The following is a 25,809-nucleotide window of genomic DNA, read 5'->3' on the forward strand; positions in this document are numbered from 1 at the left end:
CCTATAAGTCCAGTGCCACTTTGGTGGCCACCGCGATTTGATAGACAATTTGCGAAATCGACTGAGCCAACTGGATGTTTTTACTGCTGACCGCTGGCAATACCAGAATTTCGTCACCGGCGCGCAGTTGCGCCTCGTCGGCGTCCACCACTTCACCGTTTTGACGCACGATTAAAATGCGGTCATCGTCGGCGCGCTGGGTGATGCCACCGGCACCGTCGATGTAATCCCACACCGTTTTATTATCCACAAACACCGCCGATTGTGGCACGTACACCTCGCCGCTGATCAGCACCGAGTCGGTACGTTTTGGCAGCGTCACCACGTCACCGTGCTGCAACCGAATGTCCACCAATTGATCGTTATTGGTGACCACCAGGCGGCCGGTGGGTTTGGTGTCGCGGGCTTTTTCCACAAACTGACTGATCAATTCAGCTTCCTGCGCCCGTACCTGCGCCTCTTCGGCGGTCGATGACGGCGCCCCCAGGTAGGTTTGCTCTAGCCGGTCGAGGCTTTCTTCCAATGCTTTTTTCTGGCGCTCAGCTACGCTCTGACGGCGGATCGAAACGCTGTTGTAATCGGTTTCTTTCGGGTCAATCGCGACGGTGTTTAAAAATTCCAGTAAGCGCGCGCCTTTCGGCAACACAAAATACGACTGCCCAAGGTAACTGCCTTCTACCTGCACTACGATTTGATCCGCGCGCACGTCGGCAAAGAAGGCGATCTCGTCACCGTCCGTGACTTGTGTCTGCTGAAACTGTTGCAGGGTAAAATAGTCGGCTACCGGATTAACCCCACGGGTACCAACCAGCAACGCGTGCGACACGCCCGGGTTCAGCTTGGTCAACTCGGCAATGCTGGCACCGCTGGCTTGGTTTTCAACCAATTCGTAGTGATAGGCGCGGCCCACATCGCCATAAACGGTCACTTTCGGGCCTCGCTCATGCACCAATAAGGTGTCGCCTTCTTTCAGTTGTGGGTGCTTTAACTGGCCGTTTTGTAAAAAGTCGTACAGATCCAGAGTTTTCAGCACCTTACCGTCGCGCATTAAATCGATGCGGCGGTAGGACCCCAGTTCGTTGTCGATGCCCGAGGCCTGATCCAGAAAGTACAACACCGAGTCGCTCGGTACGCCAGCGTAACGGCCGGGACGATTGACCTTACCGGTGACCATCACCGCGACCGGCTGCACCCCCTGTACGTTGGTGTAGACGTTGACTTCGTTGGGGTAGACGGTTTTAATCGCACGCGTGATAACGCTGTTTAATTGCCCGGCTGGGGTACCCTGCACTTTTACCGGCCCAACGGAAGGGATAAAGACAAAGCCCTGCGCGTCGACCGGCAGAATGCTCTGTACTTCGGTTGCGCCCCAAACCCGCAGCGTGATTTGATCACCCGGCATGATTTGATATTCCGGGTTTAACCCGTCTGAACGCATGCCCCGGAAACCGCCGCTAAACAACTCGGCACCGTAGGGCTTAATGGCGGCGCGCTCCTGCTCCGACAGCATTTCTTCCATTACCGGGCCATAGGTGCCGGTGCGCCAGCTTGAGCGGACCGGTTGCTGCACATTTTGCCCGGTCAGCGGGGACAGCTGTTGTCCCGATGCTGAAAACACCTGCGGATTCACTTGCGGCGGCAGGCTTTGTTCGCTTTGCTGACCGGACTGCGATGCCATGCGTTGCTCGGCTTCAGCCCGTTGTTCGGGGCTGAGATCCGACAAACTTTGTGCCTGAGCGGTGGTGACCAGTGTCGAGCTGAGCATACCCGCCCCCATCAATGCGCTTAGAGCGATAACGCGTAAACCCTTCATTGTGAGCCCCCCTCGGTCAGCGCCCGGCTTTCGAACGCCGGCGTTAGCCCCCAACGTGGATTGGCATCCGGTGTCTGCGCGGCGCTGTAGTCGCAAGCTATGCGTTGCGTATCAACGGCCTGCAACCGCACACAGTAACGACCACTGGCGGCAAAATAACGGTTAATGACTTTGGCCTGAAACTGCTGCCGTCCCTGGGTAGCAATATCGACGACTTCTCCCACCTGGGCAAAACGCACGTCGCGGCTGCTGGCCGGCGTCAGATAATCAATACTGTCGCTGTTCAGCCACTGGCTGGTGTCGGTTTGCGAGGCACATGCGCTTAACAACATGGCCGCCGTTCCGAGCAGAGTTCGTTTGATGGTCACGGGTACATTCACAGGTTTTGATTCCCTTTGCTGTGCAGTTTTGTGCCTTGTTGGATGAATTTTGGGCACGCTACCGCCCTTGGGTTGCGGTTCCCAAAGGCCGATAAATAGGTACATCTTAATTGAGCGTTATTGTACCGACGCAGGCGCCGGCTATCTAGACCTTGAGCAGTCCGATTTGTTAAAAACTGTTTAATTGCTGTAAAAAGCATCACGTCCGTCGGTAACACCAAATAAGGTGCGTTGGCGCATCAGCATCTGTCCGCCGTCACGGGTAAGCGGTGTCCAGCCCACGGTGGCGCGGCCTTTTGAGTCACGGATTTGGAACAAATCAAACGGCAGACTCAGATAAAAGCCTTTGGTAAAGCTGCCCTCACCGTAATCTTCCGCCGACACGTTGGTCTTGGCGGCATAGGCACCGACGATGACGCCGCTGTCAAACTTATGTTCGAAGTTGACCTGCACGCCCCAGTCTTTGGCCAAAAAGCGGCCGGCCGCCACCCGCACCATGGTGTCCGGCAGGAACTCCGGCTGCCAGTAGCCCGATACGTGCCCGGTGATGACATCATAGTCACGGTAGCCGAAATGACTGTCGAAGTCGCGTTGTTTCGCCCAGTTGATGTCGGCAGCAATGCCCCAGCCCTGGTTGTAGGGACGATATAAGATCTCGCTGCCAACACCGCCGAACATCCGCTCGAAATAGCCGCCATACACCGAGGCATACCAGTTTTTATTCAACTGCTTAAGGTAGGTCGCCTGTAAGTTTTCCAGCCAAATATCGGAGAATTCGACGTAACTACGGACAAAGGTGCGAACCCGCGGTAGCGGCGCATCTTCGTCGGTGACCAAAAAGTTGAACTCATCGTAGTTGCCGGCCAAACGCAGTGCAGCGCGACCATCGACAAAGAGATTTTCTTTGATCTCCCAGGTGCTGTACGCGTCAGCACGCAGCTCGTACATGTAAAAGTTTTCTGGACTACCAAAGGATTGCTGAATATAGGGGCGCACGCTGAATGACGGCATATTCCAGTCGGTATCGCGTCGAGACAACTGTCGCCCTTGTGTGGCGATGGTGTCAATATCGCCGCGCTGAATGGCTTCTCTGGCATCGGCGTCTATGGTTTCAGCACGCATCGCCGCTTTAATTTTGTCAGCGTCGATGGTGGTTTGCCGCAGTTTAATGCCATACGGTGCGTCGATGAGGCGATACGCTTCTATCGACTCTGGCAGTTTGGTGGCCAACAGCCGGCCGGTGCGTTCATCACTTTCGTCGCGATCGCGATAACGGGTTTGATAACCGTAGCTGTTCAGGGTTTTACCGTCGTCATCGATGGTCAGTTCGGCACTGACCCAACCGGTTTCGCGATACACCTCGCCCGCCAGGCGGTCGGCATCCAGTTGGTCGATGTACACCGGCCGGCGGGTGTTATCGAGATCTTCTGCCAAACGCTTACGCGGGCGCTGTTTGTATTGGGTGATGTCGTTAAAGTTGGTGCGTAGGTTAAAACCAAACATGACGGTGTTACCGCGCTCGAAACTGACCTGTACGTTGGCGTATTCGTGCAGCCGGTAATGCAACCCGAGGTTCCAGTTGGAATCCTGTATGATCGGCGTGCGTGACGATTCATCGCTGTAGTCGTTGCCGTCGTATTCAACTTTGACGCTCAACGGCTCCCACGGCGTTTGCCATTCGACACCGCCGTACAGCGCGGCATTACCTTTAAACCATTCGTCGTATTCAAAGCTGCCGCCTTCACCCCGGAACCCACCAGGTCGCTCGCAATAGGAGTCGGTGAGTTTACAAAAGGGGTTATCGATATTGCCGCTGCGGCCTAAATAACCCCAACCGATACCGAGGGTGAAATCGAAATCGTGCCAGCGCTTCGAGGCCACCAGGTACTCACCGGAGAACTGCCCGGTGCCGGCGAAATCGCGTAAGCCAACGCTCACTTCGGGACGGTACTGGGTTTCTTCCCAGAGTCGGAATTTCACATCAACGCCGCGGTCTTTGTAGGTTTGGTCACCGGAAAAGTCGGGGTTGGGATTATAAAGCCGGGTACGCACGTCGTTGTAGCGAATGATGGTTTCCAACCAGGGAAACAATTGCAGGCTGAGACCAACGCGCCGGTATTCGTCGTTGTCGTAATAAAACACGCTGAATTCGCCCTGCCGAGCCATGCGTGCCGACGGCATTTGTAATAGCCCGGTACCGCCGACATCGGTTTGCGTAGGCTCGTAGCGTAAATAATCCGGAATGTCCTGCGCCTGGGCAGCGCCGGTGAGGCTCAGCGCGACCATGCCTGAGGTTAGCAGCCCCTTACGGGTTAATGGCGAAAAACGGCTCATTCGTTACGTCCTGCTGCGTCGTAATGTTTTAAGATGCGTACCATAAGTTCATTAATACCGGTGAGTTGCTGCGGCAACTCGGATTCGTCCAGGCCGATGTAAAGTAATGTGCCGCCGGTCAGTTGGGCCGGCACCGGACAGTCGTGTGGGTTAGCCAACGCCAATGGTTGCTGCCGACGATGGTCGTAGCAACGCGCGAGTTTATGGCTGTTGTAATTAGCTACCGGCCGATGGGCGACACTGCCGTTGCTGTTAATTTGCCAGACAAATCCAGGCTCTGCAGCGGCGCCGGGGGGATGTTGCCGCAATAGCTTCTGAATACGGTTGTCGTTGGCCGGGCTTTGTAACACCGGCGTGCCGGGATTTTGAGTCACCCCAAACCATTCAACCACCGCGCTGCGCTGAGCGAATTTCAGACGAAAGTGTTGGCTCTGCTGATTATCGGCGAGAACCGGGTTACTGCCTTGTTGCAAGCGCATGGTCTGCCAAGGGATGCCAAGATAGTAACTGGCGTAAAAGTCACTGTGCTGGAGCTGCTGTTGCAACTGCTGCGCTGCTTGCACTAACGCTGCGTTATTCTCGCCGCGGGCGTAACGCTCGATGGCGTTCAAATGCTGGCGGGCTTGCTCGATCATGCCTTGTAAATCGTATTGCAACTGTTGCGAGCCAATGCGGCTGGCTACCCAGTCAAATTCACCAGCCCGGCTGAGCAATGGTTTGATCACGCCGGTCAGTCGAGTACCCGGCGGAACACTGTACTGCTGCTGTTCACCGTTGGGATACACCACATCCAGCGTCAACGGCGGCTGTTCGGCGAGCGCTGTACCACTCACGAACAGCGCCCATGTCATTAATCGTTTCAACCGTATACGCAACGCCACTATTGACCTCCGTTCGTGACATAGGGTTTTAGCTCTACCCACTCGGCACGAGGAAAGTCAGGCGTCAGCTGTTGTGTTGATTTAACCACCCGCGGCTGTTGCTGGCTGATCCAATAGTGGTTTTGATAGTGCCATTGTTGCCCCGCCAGCGTTGCTGTTAAGTGCTCCGTCCAACGGGTTGCTTCGATGCGACGGTCCCCCGGCAGCGTCAGGGTTTCGGTGTCACCGCGACGGAATTCACTGCGGATGTGATAACTTTGTTCGTCCATGCCTTCGCCGACATACACGGTTGCCTGCCAGGTTTTTTCGCAATCACGCGCCGCAGTGGTTAGACAGACTAACGGATCCGCTGATTGATCATGCACGCTTTTCAAGGGCCGCTCGATGGCGTCGAACGGACTGTCCAGCCCTTCGGTTTCGAGCATTCGCCCGTGTCGTAATACCACCGATTCGTTATTGGCTGAAACGTAGGTGTGCCGTTCACCGTCGACAAAACCAAGCACCACCGCCGCTCGCGGTTGGTTCTCGATGGTCACGTACTGACTGGCGTAGGTCAGATTATTTATCTGGGTATCGGTAAGTGTCACCGAGTCTGCGCCAAAAACGGCGTATTCGAGGGTATTTTGCACGCTTTTAACATAAGCACTGCACCCGGTTAACATTAATCCTGCCGCCAATGTCGCCAGTACCGTTTTTGTGCCTGTTGAGTTGATGCGCTGCATTATTTGTCAGAATCCTATTTTTATGGCGCAAAGCTGGTTTTAGGGTATAAAAAAAACCGCTGCGTGAACAGCGGTTTTTCATTTACCTTACAACCTAACGACTGAGTGGAATTAACCGCCCGTTGTCGTTGTTGTGGTGGTTGTCGTCGTTGTTGTTGGCGGCGGCGGTGGCGGAGGCGGCGGAACGATATCATCATCGTCGTTTGCCTCAGCGATTGCTGCTGCCGCTACCGCTGCTGCCGCTACACCTGCAGCGATTGCACCGGCGCTGATGCCACCAGCGGCTGCTGCACTGGCACTAGCACCGGCTGCGCTACCAGAAGCACCGCCTCCGGCTGTACCAGCACCACCTTCTTCCTGTGGTAATGGCAATGGTTCTGCCATTACAGGAGAGGCAGCCAGCATGGTTGCTGCGATTGCAGCTGCTAACTTCTTCATCATGTAAAACACCTCAATATGTGTTTGTTATCGATTGGCCAATCAAACCACACACCTGTGGTTGATTACCTACAAACGTAGCGCGAAGCGGCCTGTTTTGCAAGCGGTTTTTTGGCTTCGCTTCGCTCCGCGGTTTGGGGCCTTCGGCCGGGATGGGCTTCGCTTCGCTCCGCGGTTTGGGGCCTTCGGCCGGGATGGGCTCGCTTCGCTCGCGGTTTAGGGCCTTCGGCCGGGGTGGGCTCGCTTCGCTCGCGGTTTGGGGCCTTCGGCCGGGATGGGCTTCGCTTCGCTCGCGGTTTGGGGCCTTCGGCCGGGGTGGGCTTCGCTTCGCTCGCGGTTTGGGGCCTTCGGCCGGAGTGGGCTCGCTTCGCTCGCGGGATAGGGCTGCGCCGGCTTGGGGTTTTATCGTTATCCCGCGAGCGAAGCGAGCCTAAACCGCGCGAAGCGCCTAAACCAGCCGTAGGCTCTATCCCGCGAGCGAAGCGAGCCTAAACCGCGCGAAGCGCCTAAACCAGCCGTAGGCTCTATCCCGCGAGCGAAGCGAGTCCAAACCGCGCGAAGCGCCTAAACCAGCCGTAGGCTCTATCCCGCGAGCGAAGCGAGCCCAAACCGCGCAAAGCGCCTAAACCAGCCGTAGGCTCTATCCCGCGAGCGAAGCGAGCCTAAACCGCGCGAAGCGCCTAAACCAGCCGTAGGCTCTATCCCGCGAGCGAAGCGAGCCTAAACCGCGCAAAGCGCCTAAACCAGCCGTAGGCTCGGAGACAGTTGTTGTCGGTTGTATAAAATGTTTAAATCGTGTTAACAACTCAACATCTCATTTGGTACCTTTGTATGACATTAAAACCTCTTGCGCTTGCCGCGTTGCTGGCATTGCCTGCGGCAGCTGAAACCCAGTACCCCGATGTTCATTCGATGATGACTCAGGGTAATTTGATTGTCGGTTCTACTCTGAACGTTGCCGGTCAAACGCTTAAAATTGCGGACAGCAGTCTGCCCGAGCGTGGCTTTCTGGTTCTGGAGACACTACGCCAGGTAAATGGTAAAAACGCCTACCGCGGTTTTGTCCAACAGGGGCCGGATGTCACTCTGACGGTGTTGCAACATGCCGATGGTTCCATTACGAAGATTTATCAGTCCGACAACGGTTCCGAAATAAAGACAGTGAATGGGGTACGGAAAGAGCCGCTGCAACCTTCTGTGGATGTTGATTCGACCGCTCGTGCCGAAGGCACAAGGTACGAAGGCGTAGCTCGTGCCTCCGGCACGAGTCCCCAACCTCAATTATCCCCCGCTCCGATCGACGACGGGCTTAACCGCGTTGACACATTGGTGTTGTTTGATCCGCGGCTGCCGGCACGGGTTAATATGATTGGCCGTCAGTTCGAAACCGATTTGCAGGGGGCGATGAATCTCACCCAGACCATTTTCAGTAACTCTGAGTTGCCGTTTGAGCACAATCTGGCCGCAACTCACGCGATCAACCTGCCAAGCACCACCGACCGCTACATTAACTCGCCGACCGAGGATATCCTTGATGAACTGGTCGCCAGTGGCGAAGTGCAACGGCTTAAAGACATCTACGACGCTGACGTTGTGCATTACATCGGCATCACCGACCAGGTGTGTGGACAGGCATTTGTTGCCAATGATATCGATTTGAATAACGAATTTAACTCGACCTCGCTGGATTTTCAGGTGGCTTACACCAACTACGGCTGTTTGGGGAACAGTACCTTTGCGCACGAGCTCGGCCACAACTTAGGTCTGTACCACGACCGTTACACCCTGGCCAACAACGAAGACGGTGCCGGCGAGTCGTTTGATAATCATATCCCTTACGGTTACATCGAGCCCGAAGGCCAGTTTTACACCACCATGGCGTATCAAAGCAGTTGCACCGACGTGTTTGCCACCGCTGAATGTGAGTCTGCGCCGATTTATTCCAACCCGGATGTGGTCATCGACGGTGAATCGGCCGGCGCCCCGGCCGAAGTCACCGAATCCGCCGACGCCAGCCGTGGTTTAGCGCTGACGCTACCTTGGGCCGTGGCCTACTCGAGCCTTCAGGATTATACCGGTATGAGCCTGACCCCCGCCGGCGACGGTGGCGGGGTGTTAAGTTTTGCCACCAACGACAACCTTGATTACGTGCTGCTTGACCGCTCCTGTAATGACAACCGCTTTTTCACCGCCGCGCAAATTGCCGACGGCACCGATGCCAGTAGCGGTGTTGCCAGCGGTTCGTTAAGTGACAGCTCAACGCTGCGCGCCTGTGTGCTGGAAGCGACGGACGCCGCCAATTCCGGTTATCGGCCGGTGGCTGAATACCAGGCTAATATTGATCAAAGTGGTTCTCAGCCTGCCTACCTGCTGGTGCAGAATAACAGCCTGTGGGTGTACGACAGTAGTCTGGCGCAAACCATCGACTTTATTGTATCGGACGATACGGTAGCTAACAGCGACATCGCACTGGCGTTGTTTAACGACGCAGCAGGCGGCCGTCCGGCACTGGCCGATGGCATCGCGCAGGCACAACAGTGGTTTGATGTGAGTATCAGTGGTAGCGGTAGCGAGCGTACGGCGACGCTGAATTTTATTAAATCCCCGGCAGAAATCGCGCTGGAACTGGCGGCTGACGACCAGCGTAACCCCTTCCATTTACCCTTGGCGCTGGTCGACACCCGTTACAATGAATACGCCGTAGCGTCCGTTGTTTGGGTGACCGATGACCCAGAACAACCAGGCAAAGGCCTGCCTTATGGCTTTTTCGAAGACGGTGAATTTTTGCTGGACGAACAACCCTACGAAATTTCAGCCTTGCTGAATAACCTTCCGGCGGATGCGACGGTAACGGTTGAGCAGGCCGGCGATATTACTTTACCGAATTTTTCATACACGGTGACCGAAGGTGATACGGCCAATCAACGTGTTATTGAGGTACAAGGTGACCCGGTTAATATTGACGCGAACGGCACCTGGCAGCTGATTGCTCGTTGGGGTGACCGCGCCGACCAGCGTGTTACCTTAAACTTGAGCGGCTACGCCGAAGATGGCAACCGTGTTGAAGACGTGCAAGTGTTGTCGGAGTTGGTTGAAGGGGTTGATATCCTGCTGGAAGTTACCCTCGCCGATCTTGAGGATAACTCATTCTGGGACACCTTGGAGATCCGTCGTTTAGTCCCCGGAGCCGAAGACGTTGTTTACGATACGCCCGAGTCACAGGACGGCAACCGGTTTGTGTTTAACTTGGGGCAACTGGATGCCGATGACTACGAGTTTCAGATAGCGCTGGACTATGTTGATGGTGGCCAGATTGTCTATTCTTTGGATCTAACCGTCGCTGAGGGCGATGGTGGCGGCGGTAGCGTCAACCAGGCACCAACGGTTTCAGTCAGTGCCGACAGCTCGACTGTCGAGGTTGGGGACAGCTTGGTAATAAGTGCTTCGGCTTCCGACCCCGACGGTGACGAATTGACGTACTCCTGGGAGCAGGTTTCCGGTAACGACTTGACCTTATCCGGCACGGATACTGATGAGTTGACCGTAACCGCCAATGAAGAGGGCTCGTACACCGTAGAAGTGACTGTTACCGACCCATCCGGCGCCAGCGATACGGCATCGTTTGAGTTTAGTGCAGAAGCCGCAGCGGTCGAGCCACCACCGGTCACCGAACCGGACAACGGCGGCTCCAGCGGCGGCAGCAGCGGCTGGCTGGTTATTTTGCTGGCGTTGTTAGGCTCGCTTCGCTCGCGATTTAGAGCCTTCGGCTGATCTAGGCTCGCTTCGCTCGCGGGATAGAGCCTTCGGCTGACCTAGGCTCGCTTTGCTCGCGGGATAGAGCCTTCGGCTGACCTAGGCTCGCTTTGCTCGCGGGATAGAGCCTTCGGCTGGCCTAGGCTCGCTTCGCTCGCGGGATAGAGCCTTCGGCTGACCTAGGCTCGCTTCGCTCGCGGGATAGAGCCTTCGACTGACCTAGGCTCGCTTCGCTCGCGGGATAGAGCCTTCGGCTGACCTAGGCTCGCTTCGCTCGCGGGATAGAGCCTTCGGCTGGCCTAGGCTCGCTTCGCTCGCGGGGTAGAGCCTTCGGCTGACCTAGGCTCGCTTCGCTCGCGGGGTAGAGCCTTCGGCTGATCTAGGCTCGCTTCGCTCGCGGGATAGAGCCTTCGGCTGGCCTAGGCTCGCTTCGCTCGCGGGATAAAGATCAAACCCTAAACCGGCGCAGCCCGATCCCGCGGAGCGAAGCGAGCCCATCCCGGCCGAAGGCCCTAAACCGGCGCAGCCCTAAACCGCGGAGCGAAGCGGAGCCTATTCCGGCCGAGGGCCTTAAGCCGGCAGGCCTGAAAAACCGACAATATCTTACAATTCTTGCAGTTGCTGTCAGCTGGCAAACTCGTTAAGCATGTATCATCTTTGAAGCTTCTTTTTCAATACCTGTAGGAGGCTTCGTGCTTTATAACCGCGCCAAACTCATCTCACTATCTGTTTTCATCACTCTATCCCTATCCGGCTGTGTCAGCACCACCCCAAAGCTCGGTGGTAGCGGTGGCATGACCACCAGTGGCGGCGCCGGCGGCGCATCCGCCAGCGGCGCTAATTCAGAACTTGAGCGCTGCGATGCACCACTGGGTACACTGTCGGTATTTGAGGATACCGAGGACAATTGGTGGCGGGACTATCAAAGCCGTTACCCCAAGCTCGGCTCTACCCTGCCTGTGATTCGACTCATGATCCAGCAATCTAATTGTTTTGTGATTGTCGAACGCGGAAAAGCAATGGCCGCCATGCGCGCCGAAAGAGCATTGATGGACAGCGGCGAGTTGCGCGCCGGCAGTAACTTCGGCAAAGGCCAGTTGGTATCCGCCGACTATACCGTCACCCCGTCAATTCAGTTTTCTGAAAAAGGCACACAAAAGGCAGGCGCCCTGCTCGGTGGCTGGGTAGGTTTAGTCGCCGGGGGACTTTCGGCTAATGAAGCATCAACCACGCTAATGCTGATTGATAACCGCTCCGGTGTACAGGTTTCAGCCGCGACCGGCAACGCCAAGAACTATGATTTCGGTGGCTTCGCTGGATTCTGGGGGCTGGGATTAGGTGCCGGCGGTTACACGGATACCCCAGAAGGAAAAGTGATTTCCGCCGCGTTCCTGGATTCCTACAACAATATGGTTCGCGCACTGCGCAATTACAAATCTCAGGAAATCGCAGGGCCAAGACTTTCGGCGGGATAGGCTCGCTTCGCTCTGCGATTTAGGGCCTTCGGCCGGGATGGGCGCTTCGCGCGGTTTAGGCTCGCTTCGCTCGCGGGATAAAGATCAAACCCTAAACCGGCGTAGCCCTATCCCGCGGAGCGAAGAGGAGCCTATCCCGGCCGCAGGCCCTAAACCGCGGAGCGAAGCGAAGCCTATCCCGGCCGCAGGCCCTAAACCGCGGAGCGAAGCGAAGCCTATCCCGGCCGCAGGCCAAAAACCGCGCGAAGCGAAGCCGGGAGAGCCGGGAGTGTTTAGAATTTGTAGGTTATACCGACGCGGAACTCGTTGTCGATGTCATCAAAGTTGCCACGGAAACCGACATCGGCGGCAAAGTTCTGGTCAAAGTTATAACGCACCGATGCCCCTACTGAAGCATAGCCATCGAGCGCAGTATCGTAACTGGCATCAAACATGGCACTGGCCTGGGTACTCAATGGTAGTTCGGTACCAATACCTGCGTATGCACCGGTGTCGTCGCTGCGACCAAAATCATAATGGCTTACACCGCCACGGATAAATACCGGTGAATTCGTGATCAAATACTGACCACCTGCACGAAGACCGACATCGCCGAGATCAAAAGCTTCTGCTTCAACGACCCAATTGCGATCCAGCTGACGCGACGCCTTAATAAAAAAGTCTGAATCACCAAAGTCATTGTAACCACCGCTCACATAAGTGCGGTCTTGAGCTTCTGCTGTCGCCGCGATGCTTACGGCCAAAATTGCGGTTAATCCGATTAACTTTTTCATGTTACTGCCTCCTGTGAAATACGTGATCTCAGTATGGCACTTTGGCTGAATTCGGCTAGGGTTGGGGGCGTAAAGGTTTTGCAAAACTTTGGGCTCGCTTCGCTCGCGGGCTAGAGCCTTCGGCTGTTCTGGGCGCTTCGCGCGGTTTGGGCTTCGCGGCTTAGGCTCGCTTCGCTCGCGGGCTAGATCCTTCGGCTGATCTGGGCGCTTCGCGCGGTTTAGGCTTCGCGGGGTAGGCTCGCTTCGCTCGCGGGATCAAGATAAAACCCCAAACCGGCGCAGCCCTATCCCGCGGAGCGAAGCGACGCCTACCCCAGCCGAAGGCTCTAAACCGCGAGCGAAGCGAAGCCCACCCCAGCCGAAGGCTCTAAACCGCGGAGCGAAGCGGAGCCTATCCCGGCCGAAGGCTGGAAATCATAGGGAGAATGTTATGGATTACAGGAAGTTGAAAGTTTGGGAGTTATCGTTGTCGAGTTGTTTTCTTGTGCTGGAGCAGGCGGAAAGTTGCCGGGTGTTTGTTTTTAATGACCAAATTATTCGTTCGTCGCTCTCGGTGCCAAGCAATATTGCAGAGGGAATGGTGCGACCAACTGCAAAGCAGCAATTGCAATTTCTGAATTATGCGCGGGCTTCTAATGCGGAAATGGAAACTCAGATTTTAGTGGCTCAACATGGACACTATTTTTCGGCTGATGCCTGCAGTACGCTATTGCAGAACTGTACTAGGGTTGGGGTCATGCTGTTTAGGTTGATGCAAAAAATCGAGAGTCGTTAGAGCCTGCGGCTGATCTGGGCGCTTCGCGCGGTTTGGGCTCGCTTCGCTCGCGGTCTAGGGCCTTCGGCCGGGATAGGCTTTCGGCGGTTTAGGCTCGCTTCGCTCGCGGATTAAAGATAAAACCCCAAACCGGCGCAGCCCTATCCCGCGTAGCGAAGCGAAGCCTACCCCAGCCGAAGGCTCTAAACCGCGGAGCGGAGCGAAGCCTACCCCAGCCGAAGGCCCTAAACCGCGAGCGAAGCGAGCCTACCCCGGCCGAAGGCCCTAAACCGCGGAGCGAAGCGAAGCCTACCCCGGCCGAAAGCCCTAAACCGCGGAGCGAAGCGGAGCCTATCCCGGCCGAAGGCCCTAAACCGCGAGCGAAGCGAAGCCTACCCCGGCCAAAGCCCCTAAACCGCGAGCGAAGCGAGCCTACCCCGGCCGAAGGCCCTAAACCGCGAGCGGAGCGAAGCCCACCCCGGCCGAAAGCCCTAAACCGCTAGCGAAGCGAAGCCTACCACGGCCGAAAGCCCTAAACCGCTAGCGAAGCGAAGCCTACCCCGGCCAAAGGCTCTAAACCGCGGAGCGGAGCGAAGCCTACCCCGGCCAAAGGCCCTAAACCGCGGAGCGAAGCGAGCCTACCCCGGCCGAAGGCTCTAAACCGCGGAGCGAAGCGAAGCCTACCCCGGCCGAAGGCCCTAAACCGCGAGCGAAGCGAAGCCAATCAAAGCTCCGCTTCTTGTACTTCGATGTAGGTTTGTTCGCGCCAGACGCCTTCGATTTCGATGATGGAGCCGACTTCGAGGGCGGCGAAAAATTCTTCTAGGGTCGCGCTTTCACCGTCGATTTCCAATTCGCTGTTTGAAGTGAAGCGTAACTCGTGGCCGTTAACGATGACGCTGTCGCCGTCAATGGACTCTACGGAGCCTTCAAATTCGGCTTTGCCGCGTTTGTCCGCTCCATTGTCGTCATCTTCGTCTTCATCGTCTGCTTCGATTTCGACTTCGCGGGCTACCAAGATGTCACCGTCGTAGTCACCTTCGACCTCGACTTCGATGTCGGTTTCAGCGCTGAACAATGCGACAAACTCCTCAACGGTCAGTTCTTCATCGTCACCTTCAAACTCGGTGTTGTCAGCAAATGCGACGCTGATGCCGGCGACGGTCATGCCGTCGACGGTTACATCACTGGCAATGCCTTTGACTTCACCTTCGCGGTCGTCCTCTTCTGCGCGTTTAATTTTTAGCGCCAGATATTCGCCGTCATCGTTGACCACAGCCAATACTTTTAGCCAGTCGTTAACGGCGATTCGGTCAAAATTAAACTGACGTGCGCCCTGACCGGAGGTATCGAGGTAACTGGTGTCTTCGTCAACAACAAAGGTGATGTCGTTAACCACGAAGGTTTGCGCGTCAGCATCGACGGCGGTGACCTGACCTTCGGTCTTCTGGCGTGCTTCCTTAGCAATAAATTCGACTTCTTTGGCGTTTAACTGCTCACCGTCGTATTCCGCTTCGACTTTTACCCGCACGCCGTTGGTCAGGCGCGAGGCCGGGCCGTCTTCAAATTCGGTGTCGTCGGTTACGGTAAAGGTATAGCGGTTAACCTCAAAGGTACCTGCGGTTTCATCATAGCCGCTGACGATACCGGCAATTTTTACTTCGTCGGCATCATCGATGTCGTCAAATTCACGATCTTTGTTCTCAATTTCGGTCGCTACCAGGGTCTGTGTTTCAGCATCAAACGCTTCACCTTCGACTTTAACGTACAGACCGTCTTCCAGATCGTCAGCCGTCATGTCATCAAACTCGGCACTGCTGTAGTCAATGGTCAGTTCGTTGAGCATGAAGGTTTGTGCTGTGGTATCGAGCGCACTGACGGTGCCTTTAAGCTTCATTTCCGTTTCGTCGTTTTCCAACTCGATACGGGTCGCATAAAAATCGCCGTTGTCATCGATGTAACCACTCACTTCGATGATATCTCCTACCGCCAGGGTATCGGCGTCGGTTTCGTCGAACTCGGTTAAGTCATTAAAGACGACTTGCTGGCCAAGCACTTCAATAATGCCGGCTTCACGGTCAATAAAGCTGACCGGACCTTGCAAATGTTCTTCGTAACGGATATCGGTGGCTTCAGGGTCCTCGCCATCGTTAGAGGAGGAAGCCGCCAGTGAAACAACCATACCGACTTTAAGATCACCTTCTGTTGCCGCCGGATTATTGCCGGTCGCAATGTTGGCGTTCTCTGAGCGATAGCGCTGACCGTTTACATACACACTACCAAACCCGGTTATTACGCCTTCAGTATAAACCGTGGTTGAGCTGCCGCTGTTGTCATCGCCTGGCGGTGGGTTGGACACGTTGTCATCGGATGAATCGGAGCCGCCGCAAGCAGCCAGTGTGGTGGACAGTGCAAGTGCAATGAGTGATTTAGAGAAACGCATGGTAACCTCCCGTGCGAATAATCAAAAAAGTGTAACAAAGTATTACCATGCTTCTGATTAGTTACAAAGGGGTTTACGGGAAATTTACTATTTAGGCTCGCTTTGCTCGCGGGGTAGAGCCTGCGGCTGGGATAGGCCTTCGGCGGCTTAGGCGCTTCGCGCGGTTTAGGGCCTTCGGCCGGTGTAGGGCTGCGCCGGTTTGGGGTTTGATCTTTATCCCGCGAGCAAAGCGAGCCTAAACCGCCGAAGGCCTACACCAGCCGCAGGCTCTAGACCGCGGAGCGCAGCGAAGCCTACCCCGGCCGAAGGCCCTAAACCGCGGAGCGCAGCGAAGCCTAAACCGCGAACGAAGTGAGCCTAGAAAGCCGTCCGGGCGTTGCGGAACAGGCGCATCCATGGGCTGTCTTCGCCCCACTCGTCTGGGTGCCAGCTGTTGGCGACGGTGCGGAATACGCGTTCCGGGTGCGGCATCATGGCGGTGACTCGACCATCGCTGTTGGTCACCGCGGTAATGCCATTCGGGCTGCCGTTCGGGTTACACGGATAGCTTTCCGTGACTTCGCCCCAGTTATTGATGTAGCGCATGGCCACCTGACCGGCATTTTCTAACTGGCTTTGCTGCGCCGTGTTCTTGAACTCGGCGCGGCCTTCACCGTGCGACACCGCAATCGGCATCCGTGAACCGGCCATGCCGCTGAAGAACGCTGAATTGGACTCGGCTACCTCCACCAGGCTGAAACGGGCTTCAAAACGTTCACTGCGGTTGGTGACAAACCGCGGCCAATGATCGGTTCCCGGGATCAGTTCTTTCAACGTGGTCAGCATCTGACAACCGTTACAAACCCCAAGTGCCAGCGTGTCGTTACGTTCAAAGAACGCCTGGAACTGCTCGCGGGCGCGGGCATTGAACAGAATCGACTTCGCCCAGCCTTCACCGGCGCCCAGTACGTCACCGTATGAGAAGCCGCCACAGGCCGCCAGCGCTTGCATATCTTTGAGGTCAACACGGCCAGCGAGAATGTCACTCATGTGCACGTCAATGGCTTCGAAACCGGCACGATCCCAGGCTGCGGCCATCTCATAGTGAGAATTAACGCCCTGCTCACGTAAAATCGCCACGCGTGGGGCATTGCCCTTACTGATGTATGGCGCCGCAATATCCTCGTGTACATCAAAGGTCAGATCCGCCTGCAAGCCCGGGTTGTCAGCACGCTGCTTGAGCTGGAATTCCTCATCAGCGCAGACCGGATTATCCCGCAGTCGCTGCATCTGATGGGTGGTTTCCGCCCACAGAGTACGGAAATGGGTGCGCGAGCCAGTAAGTACTTGCTTACCGTCGATGGTAAAGCTCACCTCATCTTTCTCGGTTGGCTGACCAATGTTGTGAACCAAATGACCGATGCCGTTGATGTGATACGCCTTCATCACATGTTCAAGTTGTTCGTCGGTAACCTGCAACACCGCACCGAGTTCTTCTGAGAACAGCAATTTCATGGCATCTTCGGTGGTCGAGCCAAAATCACGCCCGAGCGCACGGCCGCCGGCCTTGGCGGCGTCGTCGAGATCAATCTCAACACCGCAATGGCCGGCAAACGCCATTTCGGCCACAGTGGTGAATAAGCCGCCGTCGGAACGGTCGTGATAGGCAAGGATACGACCTTCGCCGATCAGTTCCTGGGTGGTTTCGAAGAAGGCTTTAAATTCGCCCGCGTCATCTAAATCTGGCGTTTCAGTACCGAACTGCTGGAACACCTGTGCCAGCGCCGAGGCGCCTAATCGGTTTTTACCGTTACCTAAGTCCACCAGCAACAAATGAGTCTTGCCTTTATCCAGGCGCAACTGCGGTGTGAGCGTATTACGAATGTCATTGACCCGTGCAAACGCCGTGATCACCAGCGACATCGGTGCGGTTACTGCTTTATCTTCACCGTCTTCCTGCCACTGTGTTTTCATCGACATTGAATCTTTACCGACCGGGATGGTGATGCCTAACGCCGGGCAAAGCTCTTCGCCGACGGCTTTCACGGCTTCATAAAGGCCAGCATCTTCACCGGGGTGGCCGGCTGCCGCCATCCAGTTGGCCGACATTTTCACGCGTTGCAGATGGCCAACGTCAGCTGCGGCAAGGTTCGTTAACGCCTCACCCACTGCCATCCGCGCGGATGCGCCGTAGTTCAGCAATGCCAGCGGCGTGCGCTCACCCATCGCCATGGCTTCGCCGTGATAGGTATCGTAGCTTTGTGCGGTAACGGCCACATCAGCCACCGGGATCTGCCACGGACCAACCATTTGGTCACGGTTAACCAGGCCGGTAACGGTACGGTCACCGATGGTGATTAAGAAAGTTTTCTCGGCAATCGCCGGCAACCGCATCAAACGTTCTGCGGCTTGCTGAGGGCTAATACCGTCCAGTGTCAGCACCTCGCCCTCGGCTTTTTTGCTTTGCACGTCGCGATGCATTTTCGGTGGCTTACCGAGCAACACGTCCAGCGGCAGATCGATCGGCTGGTTATGGAATTTAGCGTCGTTGAGCAAAATGGTCAGCTCTTCGGTGGCCTCGCCAATAACGGCGTATTCCGCGCGTTCGCGGGCACAGATGTCTTCAAAGCGCTGCAGATTTTCCGGCGCAATCGCCATCACATAACGTTCCTGCGACTCGTTACACCAGATTTCCAACGGCGTCATACCCGGTTCGTCGTTCGGAATGTCACGCAGTTCAAACTTGCCGCCACGGCCGCCATCGCTGACCAGTTCCGGCATGGCGTTGGACAAACCACCGGCACCAACGTCATGAATAAAGGCGATGGGGTTGTCCGCACCGAGCTGCCAGCAGCGGTCGATGACTTCCTGGCAGCGACGTTCCATTTCCGGGTTGTCACGCTGCACCGAAGCGAAATCGAGATCCTCGGTTGATTCACCGCTGGCCATCGATGAGGCAGCACCGCCGCCCAGGCCGATGTTCATCGCTGGACCACCCAATACCACCAGTTTGGCTCCGACCGGGATGTCGCCCTTTTGCACGTGCGCTTCGCGAATATTACCCAAACCGCCGGCGATCATGATCGGTTTATGATAGCCGCGCATCTCACGGCCATTATGGCTGTTGACGGTCTGTTCAAAGGTGCGGAAGTAACCGGTCAGTGCCGGACGACCAAATTCGTTGTTAAATGCGGCACCACCCAGCGGACCTTCCAGCATGATGTCCAGCGCGGTCACGATGCGCGCCGGTTTGCCGTAGTTTTCTTCCCACGGCTGCTTGAAGCCCGGGATGTTCAGGTTAGAAACACTGAAACCGACCAATCCGGCTTTAGGTTTGGAGCCGACACCGGTAGCGCCTTCGTCACGAATCTCACCGCCGGAGCCCGTTGCTGCACCCGGATACGGCGAAATGGCCGTCGGGTGGTTGTGGGTTTCGACTTTCATCAGAATGTGAATGGGTTCGTGGTTGTAGCTGTAGGTTCCGGCTGCGCCTTCACGGTTTAGGCTCGCGCTTTGCGCTTGCGGTTTAGGGGCTGCGCCCGATATCGGGGCTGGGTAAAAACGGCCGGCGTCGAACCCTTCCATCACGGCGGCGTTATCTTTGTACGCCGACAATACGTAATCCGGGGTTACTTCATAGGTGTTTTTGATCATTTTAAACAGCGACTTCGGCTGTTCGACACCGTCGATGGTCCAGTCGGCGTTAAAAATTTTGTGTCGGCAATGCTCTGAGTTGGCCTGCGCGAACATGTACAACTCGATGTCGTTCGGGTTGCGGTTGAGTTTTTTAAAGTTTTCAACCAGATAGTCAATTTCGTCGTCGGCCAGCGCCAAGCCCAGGCTGATGTTGGCGTCAGCCAGTGCCGCGCGGCCGCCGGCCAGGATGTCGACGCTGGACAATGGTTTTGGCTCATGCTTCTCGAATAACTTTTCGGCGTCCTGCTCGTGATACAACACGGACTCGGTCATACGGTCATGCAGCAGCGCAGCGGCCTGTTTTTGTTCTTCGCCGGATAAATCCCCCTCGAGGAAATAGGCAATACCACGCTCGATACGATGGACATTCTTCAAGTCGCAGTTATGCGCGATATCGGTCGCTTTTGATGCCCAAGGGCTGATGGTACCCAGACGAGGGGTAACCAATAGATAGTTGCAACCATCCTCGTGGGACTGTGCCTCGCCGGCATCCGGGCCGTAAGTTAAGAGTTTTGTGAGGGTATCGCGCTGGGCGTCTGAGAGCGGTGAGTGTAGATTTACGAAGTGTCGGTATTCGGCGTAGAGCCCTTTGACCGGCAACCCCGCCTGCTTTAACTGTTCGAGTTTCTTGGTAATTTTAAAGGCGGATAATGCCGGTGCACCACGAAAGATTTCCACTTTGCTGTCTCCAAACGCTGGGGAATTTTTGCGTGCGAAGTATACAGTAAAGCATGGGTTAATGGAATTCCTAGAGCCTTCGGCTGGTTTAGGGCCTTCGGCCGGTTTAGAGCCTTCGGCTGGTTTGGGCCTTCGGCTGGTTTGTGCTCGCTTTGCTCGCGGTGTAGCTTGCTGCCTTCGGCGCAAGGGTTTGGGGGCTTCGCCCGTTAAACCGCGAAGCCTAAACCGGCGCTGCCCTATCCCGCGCGAAGCGCCCAAACCGCGCGAAGCGCCCGGATCGCGAGCACAGCGAGCCTAGAGAGCAAGTTCGCTGTAACTAAAGGTTGCGGTAACTTCTTTTTGCATCCATTCAAGCATGACGAAACAGCGTGATTCGCCGTCGAGTTTAATGACCTTTGCCAGGAAGCCTTTGAAGGGACCGGATTTTATTTCGACCTTGTCGCCAACCTTGGGCGCCAGCGTATCTTCGCCTTGATCCAGCTGTTTGAGCTGCTGGATAAATTCGTCGGGGATTTGTGGAATATTGTCACCAAAACGCAGTACTGAGGCGACGCCGTAGGTGCTGCGCAGTTTGTAAAATTGCTCGATGAGGTTGTCGGGGTGCACGAAAAGATAGCCCGGGAACATGGGTTCGAGGACTTTTTGGCGCACGCCACGGCGGATTTTTTCTACCATTAACTGCGGGCAATAGGCTTCAAAGCCTTGGTTTTCAAGGTTTTGTACTGCCCGGACTTCCTGTCTGGGTTTGCTTTTTAAAACGTACCAAGCGTCGTTATCCATAACTCATCCACCCTCGTTTATTGTGTTTTTTACCGCTAAGTTTTTTTCACCGCGGAGAGCACTGAGAACGCGGAGAAAAGACTTTTAATGGAAAACCCATTTGTTCAGGCTTTGGTTTTGGAATGGGCTTTGTGCCCATCAACAACACCAGCAATTATATCATCCGTGAGCTTTGGTGTTTTAACCTTAAAAAAACTCTGTGCTCTCAGCGCCCTCTGCGGTGAACACGGTGTTTTTTCACCGCGGAGAGCACTGAGAACGCGGAGAAAAGACTTTTAATGGAAAACCCATTTGTTCAGGTTTGGTTTTGGATTCGGGCTTTGTGCCCATCAGCAACACCAGCAATTGTATCATCCGTGAGCTTTGGTGTTTTAACCCTAAAAACCTCTGTGCTCTCTGCGCCCTCTGCGGTGACCCGCTTGTCTCTGCGCTCTAGCCTCAATCGATTTTTGGGTTGCCGCCTTTTTGCACGATGCGGAACCATTTTTCGCGGCGTTCGGTGATGCGTTTACGGCGTTTGCGGATGACCGCGCGGCGGCGTGCGTCGTTTGCGGTTTTGCGGATTCGGCGCATGGTTGGCTCCTACGTGTGGGTTCGGGGGTATTGTGCCTTAACTTGCGCCGAAGGCGCAAGCTACCAAAGGTGCGGGTGCGTTATAAGCGTCCTTGTTCGTCGAGCCACTTTAACGTGTCATAAAAACGGCGGATATTGCCAACATAGGTGACCGGCTCGTCACCGCGGGCGAAACCGAATTTAGTCTGGCGGTAGAACTCCTTCTTGCGCAGCAGCGGTAACCGCTGCTTAACGTCCAGCCAACGATCGGGGTTACCGCCTTGACGTTCCGTCAGTACCCGCGCGTCCTCGAGGTGTCCAAAGCCAATGTTATAAGCGGCCAGTGCAAACCAGGTGCGATCTGGTTCGGGTATGCGTGCCGGAATGCGCCGCATCATCCGCTCCAGATAACGGGCTCCGCCACGAATGCTTTGCTCGGCATTAAGACGGCTTTTCACCCCCATCGCCTTGGCTGTCGGCAAGGTCAGCATCATCATCCCCCTCACCCCGGTTGGCGATACCGCCCGTGGATTCCATAACGACTCCTGATAAGAAATCGCGGCTAATAGCCGCCAGTCCAGTGTACCGGCATGCTCTTTAAATACATCAATATACTTAGGTAGCGTGGTTTTTACCGCCTCAATGAACAGGCTGGTGGTGACGTAGTTAAATTGTTTGACGTGGCCAAAGTGGCGCTCTTTGATATAGGCTAGGCGCCCACTGCTGCGAATTTCACCAAAATACTGAATAACAGCGCTGTACAATGAGTCATCCGTCGTTTGCGCCAGGGCCCAGGCGACCGGCTGATCGTGTTTAAGGGTAAAGGCGACACTCAAACCGGGGTAGGCACGGCGTTGCACTTCCAATTGGTTGCTGTCAGCAATGGTGTAGTCGATTTCTTCGCGGGCCACCATACGAAGTAATTCCACCGCATCGTGGTCACGGGTCGCGCGCCATTGCAAACCGGGAATACTCTCGCCCAGTGCCTTTAGGTATTCATGGTGTGAGCTGCCTTCGACAACCACAATCTCACCGTCGGTGACTTGCTGTAAATCCCGCGGGCGCTGGCGGGAGCCTTGTTTAAACACCAGTTTCTGGCTGATGATGTCATACGGAGGGCCAAAGCGGTACAGCGTAGCGCGTGCTGAGGTTCGGTCAAGACCGGCAGCAATGATGTCAACGTCACCACGTCGTAACATCGTGAACAGGTCATTCACATCAAAGCGCGGCACCATCTGCAGCTCAACACCCAACCGATCGGCGAAGCGCTTGGCTAGGTCATACTCAAAACCTTGCTCGCGATCGTGATCAAAATAGTAGCTGGTCGGATTCATCAATGTACCGACCCGCAACACCTGACGTTCTTTAACGACCGTCAGCTTGTCGGGGACCTGCTGGGGCTTGCAGGCGACCAGCGTCACCACACATAAGAGCCACAGAACAACACGCACAAATAGACTTGGCATTCGCTTCCTATTAATGAACTGACAGGGTCATTTTAAGGCGGTCTTAAATCGATGCCAAGTTATCTTATCCTTAAATACTCTGATAGTGCTCCATGGCCGCCCGAACTTTACCCATATAAGCACGAGTTTCCTGGTAAGGAAGTTTTTCTTCCAGCCGCTGATAAACTGCCTCTGGCGTCATCTGATTGATCACGTCGATAGCTTCTTGCACACTCTTTTCACCGCGAGGATGAAACGCTGTTGCCACGTTGCCGGCGCCGGTGTTGTATGCGGCAATCATGCAGTAAAGACGGCTTTCAGGGTTTTCAATTTGCTTCAGGTAACGATCCCGCAACAAGGCCAGGTAGTTTCCACCAAACCGCATGTTTTGTGACGCTTCGAACAATACGTCAACACTCGGTGGCTGCTGTTTTCCATAAACCAGACGATTGACATCCAGGCCGGCGGTGCTGGGCACAATTTGCATCAACCCAAAAGCGGGAATGGGTGACTGCGCCAGTGGATTGAAGCTCGACTCGGTTTGCATGACCGCCATGAGCAACGCAAACGGCAGGTTCAATTCCGTCACCACCTGGCGAGCATCTTCCATATAAGGTTTTGCCCGTTGGCTATACACACTGCCGCTGTTGAGGCTAATCGTCATCCGTTGAATGCGTTTCACCGTTGGTGGCGGTAATTGTTCTTGCTCAACGTTTTCCGGTGCCGTCGTTGCCGGTTGTTCCGATTCAACATCGGCGATGGTTTCCTGCACAACTTCAGCCGGCACTTCGGCCTGATCTTCGCTGGCTTCGATGGTTGCCTGTTGCAGTATGCCATCGACATCAGATTCAGGCACCCAACTGGCCAGTACCGTTTGATCATTAGCAACCGGAATAGACTGTAGGATTGGATCGCGTTTTGCCTGCTCTGTTACCGGCGTTTCACTTAAGGCGGTTAACAGTGCTTCGACCTCCTTGATGTCGATAGCATCATCACTTAAACGCTCAACCACAATGCTGTTATCGGCGTAATCGATCACCGTTTTTTGTTGCAAATCGTCGGAGTAATGCACGTACGTATCAGCATCTGAGATTTCAGCCTTATCACCCCACTGCGCTGTCACACGTTGCTTAAACGACTCGTAAGATTTTAAGTATTCAGCCTGGTAGTCCGTATAGCGTTGCTGATACTGTTGTTTAAACGCTTCGTAAGACTGCGTTGTCGCAGGCGTAGACACCACCATCAGTGTCGCTGCGCTGATTCCCAGATACCAATAGTTCATGGTTATAGCTCTTCTCTGACTTGTTCGAGTTTTGACTTCGAATTATCAATCAAAAACTGCTGGAACAACTCCGGGTTTTCCGGATCAATCGGGTTATTAAACAAGCGGTCAACGTTTTCTTTGTAACCGGCCTCGTTTAAGCCTACCAACACATAAACACCACCGTTAGGGCTGGTTTGTGAACGATAAATACGGCTATAAACCACGTTCATTGCCAGTTCACTGAGCATGGTCTGTTCGATAGCGTCAACACTGACATTTTCGCCATTGGTGGTTTTATCGGCCGTGTAACGTTTGTACTCGGACGCGATCTGCTGAGCAAAGTTTTGTGCCAGACGATTACGAGCTTCCTGCGCGGCCACGTCTTTCATGAAACCCGGACCGGCCGATTTTTTCGGCGAAAAACCGACAGCCTGAACCCACACATCTTTTACCGGCTGTTCACAAATCCAGCCTGGTGCTTTATGGTCAGGAGCGTCCGGAAACACACAGGGGTCATAGCTTACTGGTTCACCACCATTACTGGCGCACCCGGAGAGTGCGCCAGCGGTGACGAATAAGCTGGTGATTAACCACTTTTTCATCGAGTATCTCACTTATTTTATGATCTTGTTAATACAGAAGCCCGGTAACCAAGCATCGCCTTCACCGATTCCACACTCAGAGTGACGAAGCTGGATAACGTGACCGCGACGAATTTGATTGACCAAGTTTTTGTCGCTGACATAAACATAGGACATATCTGTGCCCACGCCCTCAACAATTTCACCCTCACCTAACTCAACCCGAGTGATTTTTTCTTTGGTGTACTCAGATGCCGGGATTTTCTCCATTTTGAAGATTTTTACTTTAGCACCGGCTTGTGCACCTTTTGATGTGCCCAGGTTAGTACGAAACAAGGTACCACTTTCACCGTCACGACGCTCCAGTACATAGAAGTTAGGCGCTAGCGGTGTTAACAGTTGATGCATGTTGCTTTCTACTGCATCCGTCGTCGCTTCATTCACCATACTGCTCATCGCACCGTCAGACAGAGGACAACGACTGTTGCTGGTTTCGGTGCTGGACAATTCGCTACCTTCAAATTTCCAGGTACCTACAGGCTGCATTGACGGCAGATAATACGCTTTTACATCAACGCTTGATGTTGCTTTAAAGTCACAGTGTGCAGGGTACACTTTGGTTTCACCGTCATCACGTTCGGTACGGCGTTCGGTAAAATCATAAGAGACACCCACGCTTTCGACTTTGGCCATAATCGCAATGTCTGCTGCCAGCACGCCTTGAGTGTTGTACCGGCCTTCTTCCTCAGCAACTATCAGCTCTTGCTGTAATTGACGGGCTAAATCACGGTCGATAACTTTATTGCCTGACTTCAACAGCAGCGATTCGACCTGGCCATAGACTCTTTCGGCGATGCTGCTTGGTACGTCGCTGCTGTACTTAACCGGAGTAACCACTACACGGAAGCCGGGATCTCTCACCTGTTCTGGCGTTGGCATAACTTGCGCGTCAGGAAAGTTGACGACACGAGTTTCAGCCACTTTCGGACCTGAACTCATACAGCCAGTAAGTGCTAACGCCAGTGTTGAGATTGCGGTTGCTTTAATGAGGTTTTTCATAACGATTCC

General features: G+C 54.9%; 18 protein-coding genes. 3 read left to right on the plus strand and 15 right to left on the minus strand.

Going from position 1 to position 25,809, the window contains the following annotated elements:
- Position 1 precedes the first annotated feature (1 nt).
- The 6 genes from CWE23_RS04040 to CWE23_RS04065 all read right to left on the minus strand — a co-directional run bounded on the left by CWE23_RS04040 (position 2) and on the right by CWE23_RS04065 (position 6,571).
- A complete protein-coding gene (locus CWE23_RS04040; RefSeq protein ID WP_241970521.1) occupies positions 2-1,813 on the minus strand; it encodes a polysaccharide biosynthesis/export family protein in 1,812 nt (603 codons plus the stop codon).
- Positions 1,810-2,193 (minus strand): hypothetical protein, encoded by a 384-nt coding sequence (locus CWE23_RS04045; RefSeq protein ID WP_126819586.1) that lies wholly within the window; start codon positions 2,191-2,193, stop codon positions 1,810-1,812. The genes CWE23_RS04040 and CWE23_RS04045 overlap by 4 nt, the downstream gene beginning before the upstream one ends.
- Positions 2,194-2,373: 180 nt before the next feature.
- Positions 2,374-4,527 (minus strand): YjbH domain-containing protein, encoded by a 2,154-nt coding sequence (locus CWE23_RS04050; RefSeq protein WP_126819587.1) that lies wholly within the window; start codon positions 4,525-4,527, stop codon positions 2,374-2,376.
- Positions 4,524-5,408, minus strand: a complete 885-nt coding sequence (locus CWE23_RS04055) for a capsule biosynthesis GfcC D2 domain-containing protein (protein ID WP_126819588.1) — start codon at positions 5,406-5,408, stop codon at positions 4,524-4,526. Before CWE23_RS04055 ends, CWE23_RS04050 begins: the two co-directional genes overlap by 4 nt.
- Positions 5,408-6,130 carry a YjbF family lipoprotein gene (locus CWE23_RS04060; RefSeq protein WP_126819589.1) on the minus strand — a complete coding sequence of 241 codons (723 nt, stop codon included), beginning with the start codon at positions 6,128-6,130 and terminating at the stop codon, positions 5,408-5,410. Before CWE23_RS04060 ends, CWE23_RS04055 begins: the two co-directional genes overlap by 1 nt.
- A gap of 111 nt (positions 6,131-6,241) precedes the next feature.
- Complete coding sequence (locus CWE23_RS04065; protein WP_198678799.1) at positions 6,242-6,571, minus strand: hypothetical protein; 330 nt, start codon at positions 6,569-6,571, stop codon at positions 6,242-6,244.
- Positions 6,572-7,399: 828 nt separating this feature from the next.
- Here CWE23_RS04065 and CWE23_RS04070 point away from each other — a divergent pair.
- Both CWE23_RS04070 and CWE23_RS04075 read left to right on the plus strand, forming a co-directional pair.
- Complete coding sequence (locus CWE23_RS04070; protein WP_126819590.1) at positions 7,400-10,339, plus strand: PKD domain-containing protein; 2,940 nt, start codon at positions 7,400-7,402, stop codon at positions 10,337-10,339.
- A gap of 674 nt (positions 10,340-11,013) precedes the next feature.
- Entirely contained in the window at positions 11,014-11,796 is a 783-nt protein-coding gene (locus tag CWE23_RS04075; RefSeq protein WP_126819591.1) for a CsgG/HfaB family protein, read from the plus strand.
- Positions 11,797-12,068: 272 nt separating this feature from the next.
- On the opposite strand, the gene CWE23_RS04080 is transcribed toward CWE23_RS04075, so the two are convergent.
- Positions 12,069-12,569: a porin family protein gene (locus tag CWE23_RS04080; RefSeq protein WP_105305733.1), complete on the minus strand. Its 501-nt coding sequence runs from the start codon at positions 12,567-12,569 to the stop codon at positions 12,069-12,071.
- Between the two features lie 430 nt (positions 12,570-12,999).
- Between CWE23_RS04080 and CWE23_RS04085 the strand changes: the two genes are divergently transcribed.
- Complete coding sequence (locus CWE23_RS04085) at positions 13,000-13,344, plus strand: four helix bundle protein (protein WP_126819592.1); 345 nt, start codon at positions 13,000-13,002, stop codon at positions 13,342-13,344.
- A 703-nt stretch (positions 13,345-14,047) separates the two neighbouring features.
- Here CWE23_RS04085 and CWE23_RS04090 read toward each other — a convergent pair.
- From CWE23_RS04090 to CWE23_RS04120, 8 genes are all read right to left on the minus strand, one after another.
- Positions 14,048-15,766, minus strand: a complete 1,719-nt coding sequence (locus CWE23_RS04090) for a DUF5666 domain-containing protein (RefSeq protein WP_126819593.1) — start codon at positions 15,764-15,766, stop codon at positions 14,048-14,050.
- Between the two features lie 357 nt (positions 15,767-16,123).
- Positions 16,124-20,119 carry a phosphoribosylformylglycinamidine synthase gene (gene purL, locus CWE23_RS04095; protein WP_126819594.1) on the minus strand — a complete coding sequence of 1,332 codons (3,996 nt, stop codon included), beginning with the start codon at positions 20,117-20,119 and terminating at the stop codon, positions 16,124-16,126.
- 294 nt (positions 20,120-20,413) lie between these two features.
- On the minus strand, positions 20,414-20,899 hold the full coding sequence (gene rfaH, locus CWE23_RS04100) for a transcription/translation regulatory transformer protein RfaH (RefSeq protein ID WP_126819595.1): 486 nt from the start codon (positions 20,897-20,899) through the stop codon (positions 20,414-20,416).
- Positions 20,900-21,337: 438 nt separating this feature from the next.
- Positions 21,338-21,472: a hypothetical protein gene (locus CWE23_RS13935; protein WP_262339975.1), complete on the minus strand. Its 135-nt coding sequence runs from the start codon at positions 21,470-21,472 to the stop codon at positions 21,338-21,340.
- A gap of 80 nt (positions 21,473-21,552) precedes the next feature.
- Entirely contained in the window at positions 21,553-22,917 is a 1,365-nt protein-coding gene (gene mltF, locus CWE23_RS04105; protein ID WP_105305728.1) for a membrane-bound lytic murein transglycosylase MltF, read from the minus strand.
- A gap of 70 nt (positions 22,918-22,987) precedes the next feature.
- Entirely contained in the window at positions 22,988-24,178 is a 1,191-nt protein-coding gene (locus tag CWE23_RS04110) for a transglycosylase SLT domain-containing protein (RefSeq protein ID WP_126819596.1), read from the minus strand.
- Between the two features lie 2 nt (positions 24,179-24,180).
- Positions 24,181-24,762: an LPP20 family lipoprotein gene (locus CWE23_RS04115; protein ID WP_126819597.1), complete on the minus strand. Its 582-nt coding sequence runs from the start codon at positions 24,760-24,762 to the stop codon at positions 24,181-24,183.
- 12 nt (positions 24,763-24,774) lie between these two features.
- Positions 24,775-25,800: a hypothetical protein gene (locus CWE23_RS04120; RefSeq protein WP_126819598.1), complete on the minus strand. Its 1,026-nt coding sequence runs from the start codon at positions 25,798-25,800 to the stop codon at positions 24,775-24,777.
- Positions 25,801-25,809 lie beyond the last annotated feature (9 nt).

Source organism: Idiomarina aquatica (assembly GCF_003987185.1).
In the GTDB taxonomy this organism is placed as follows: Bacteria; Pseudomonadota; Gammaproteobacteria; order Enterobacterales; family Alteromonadaceae; genus Idiomarina; species Idiomarina aquatica.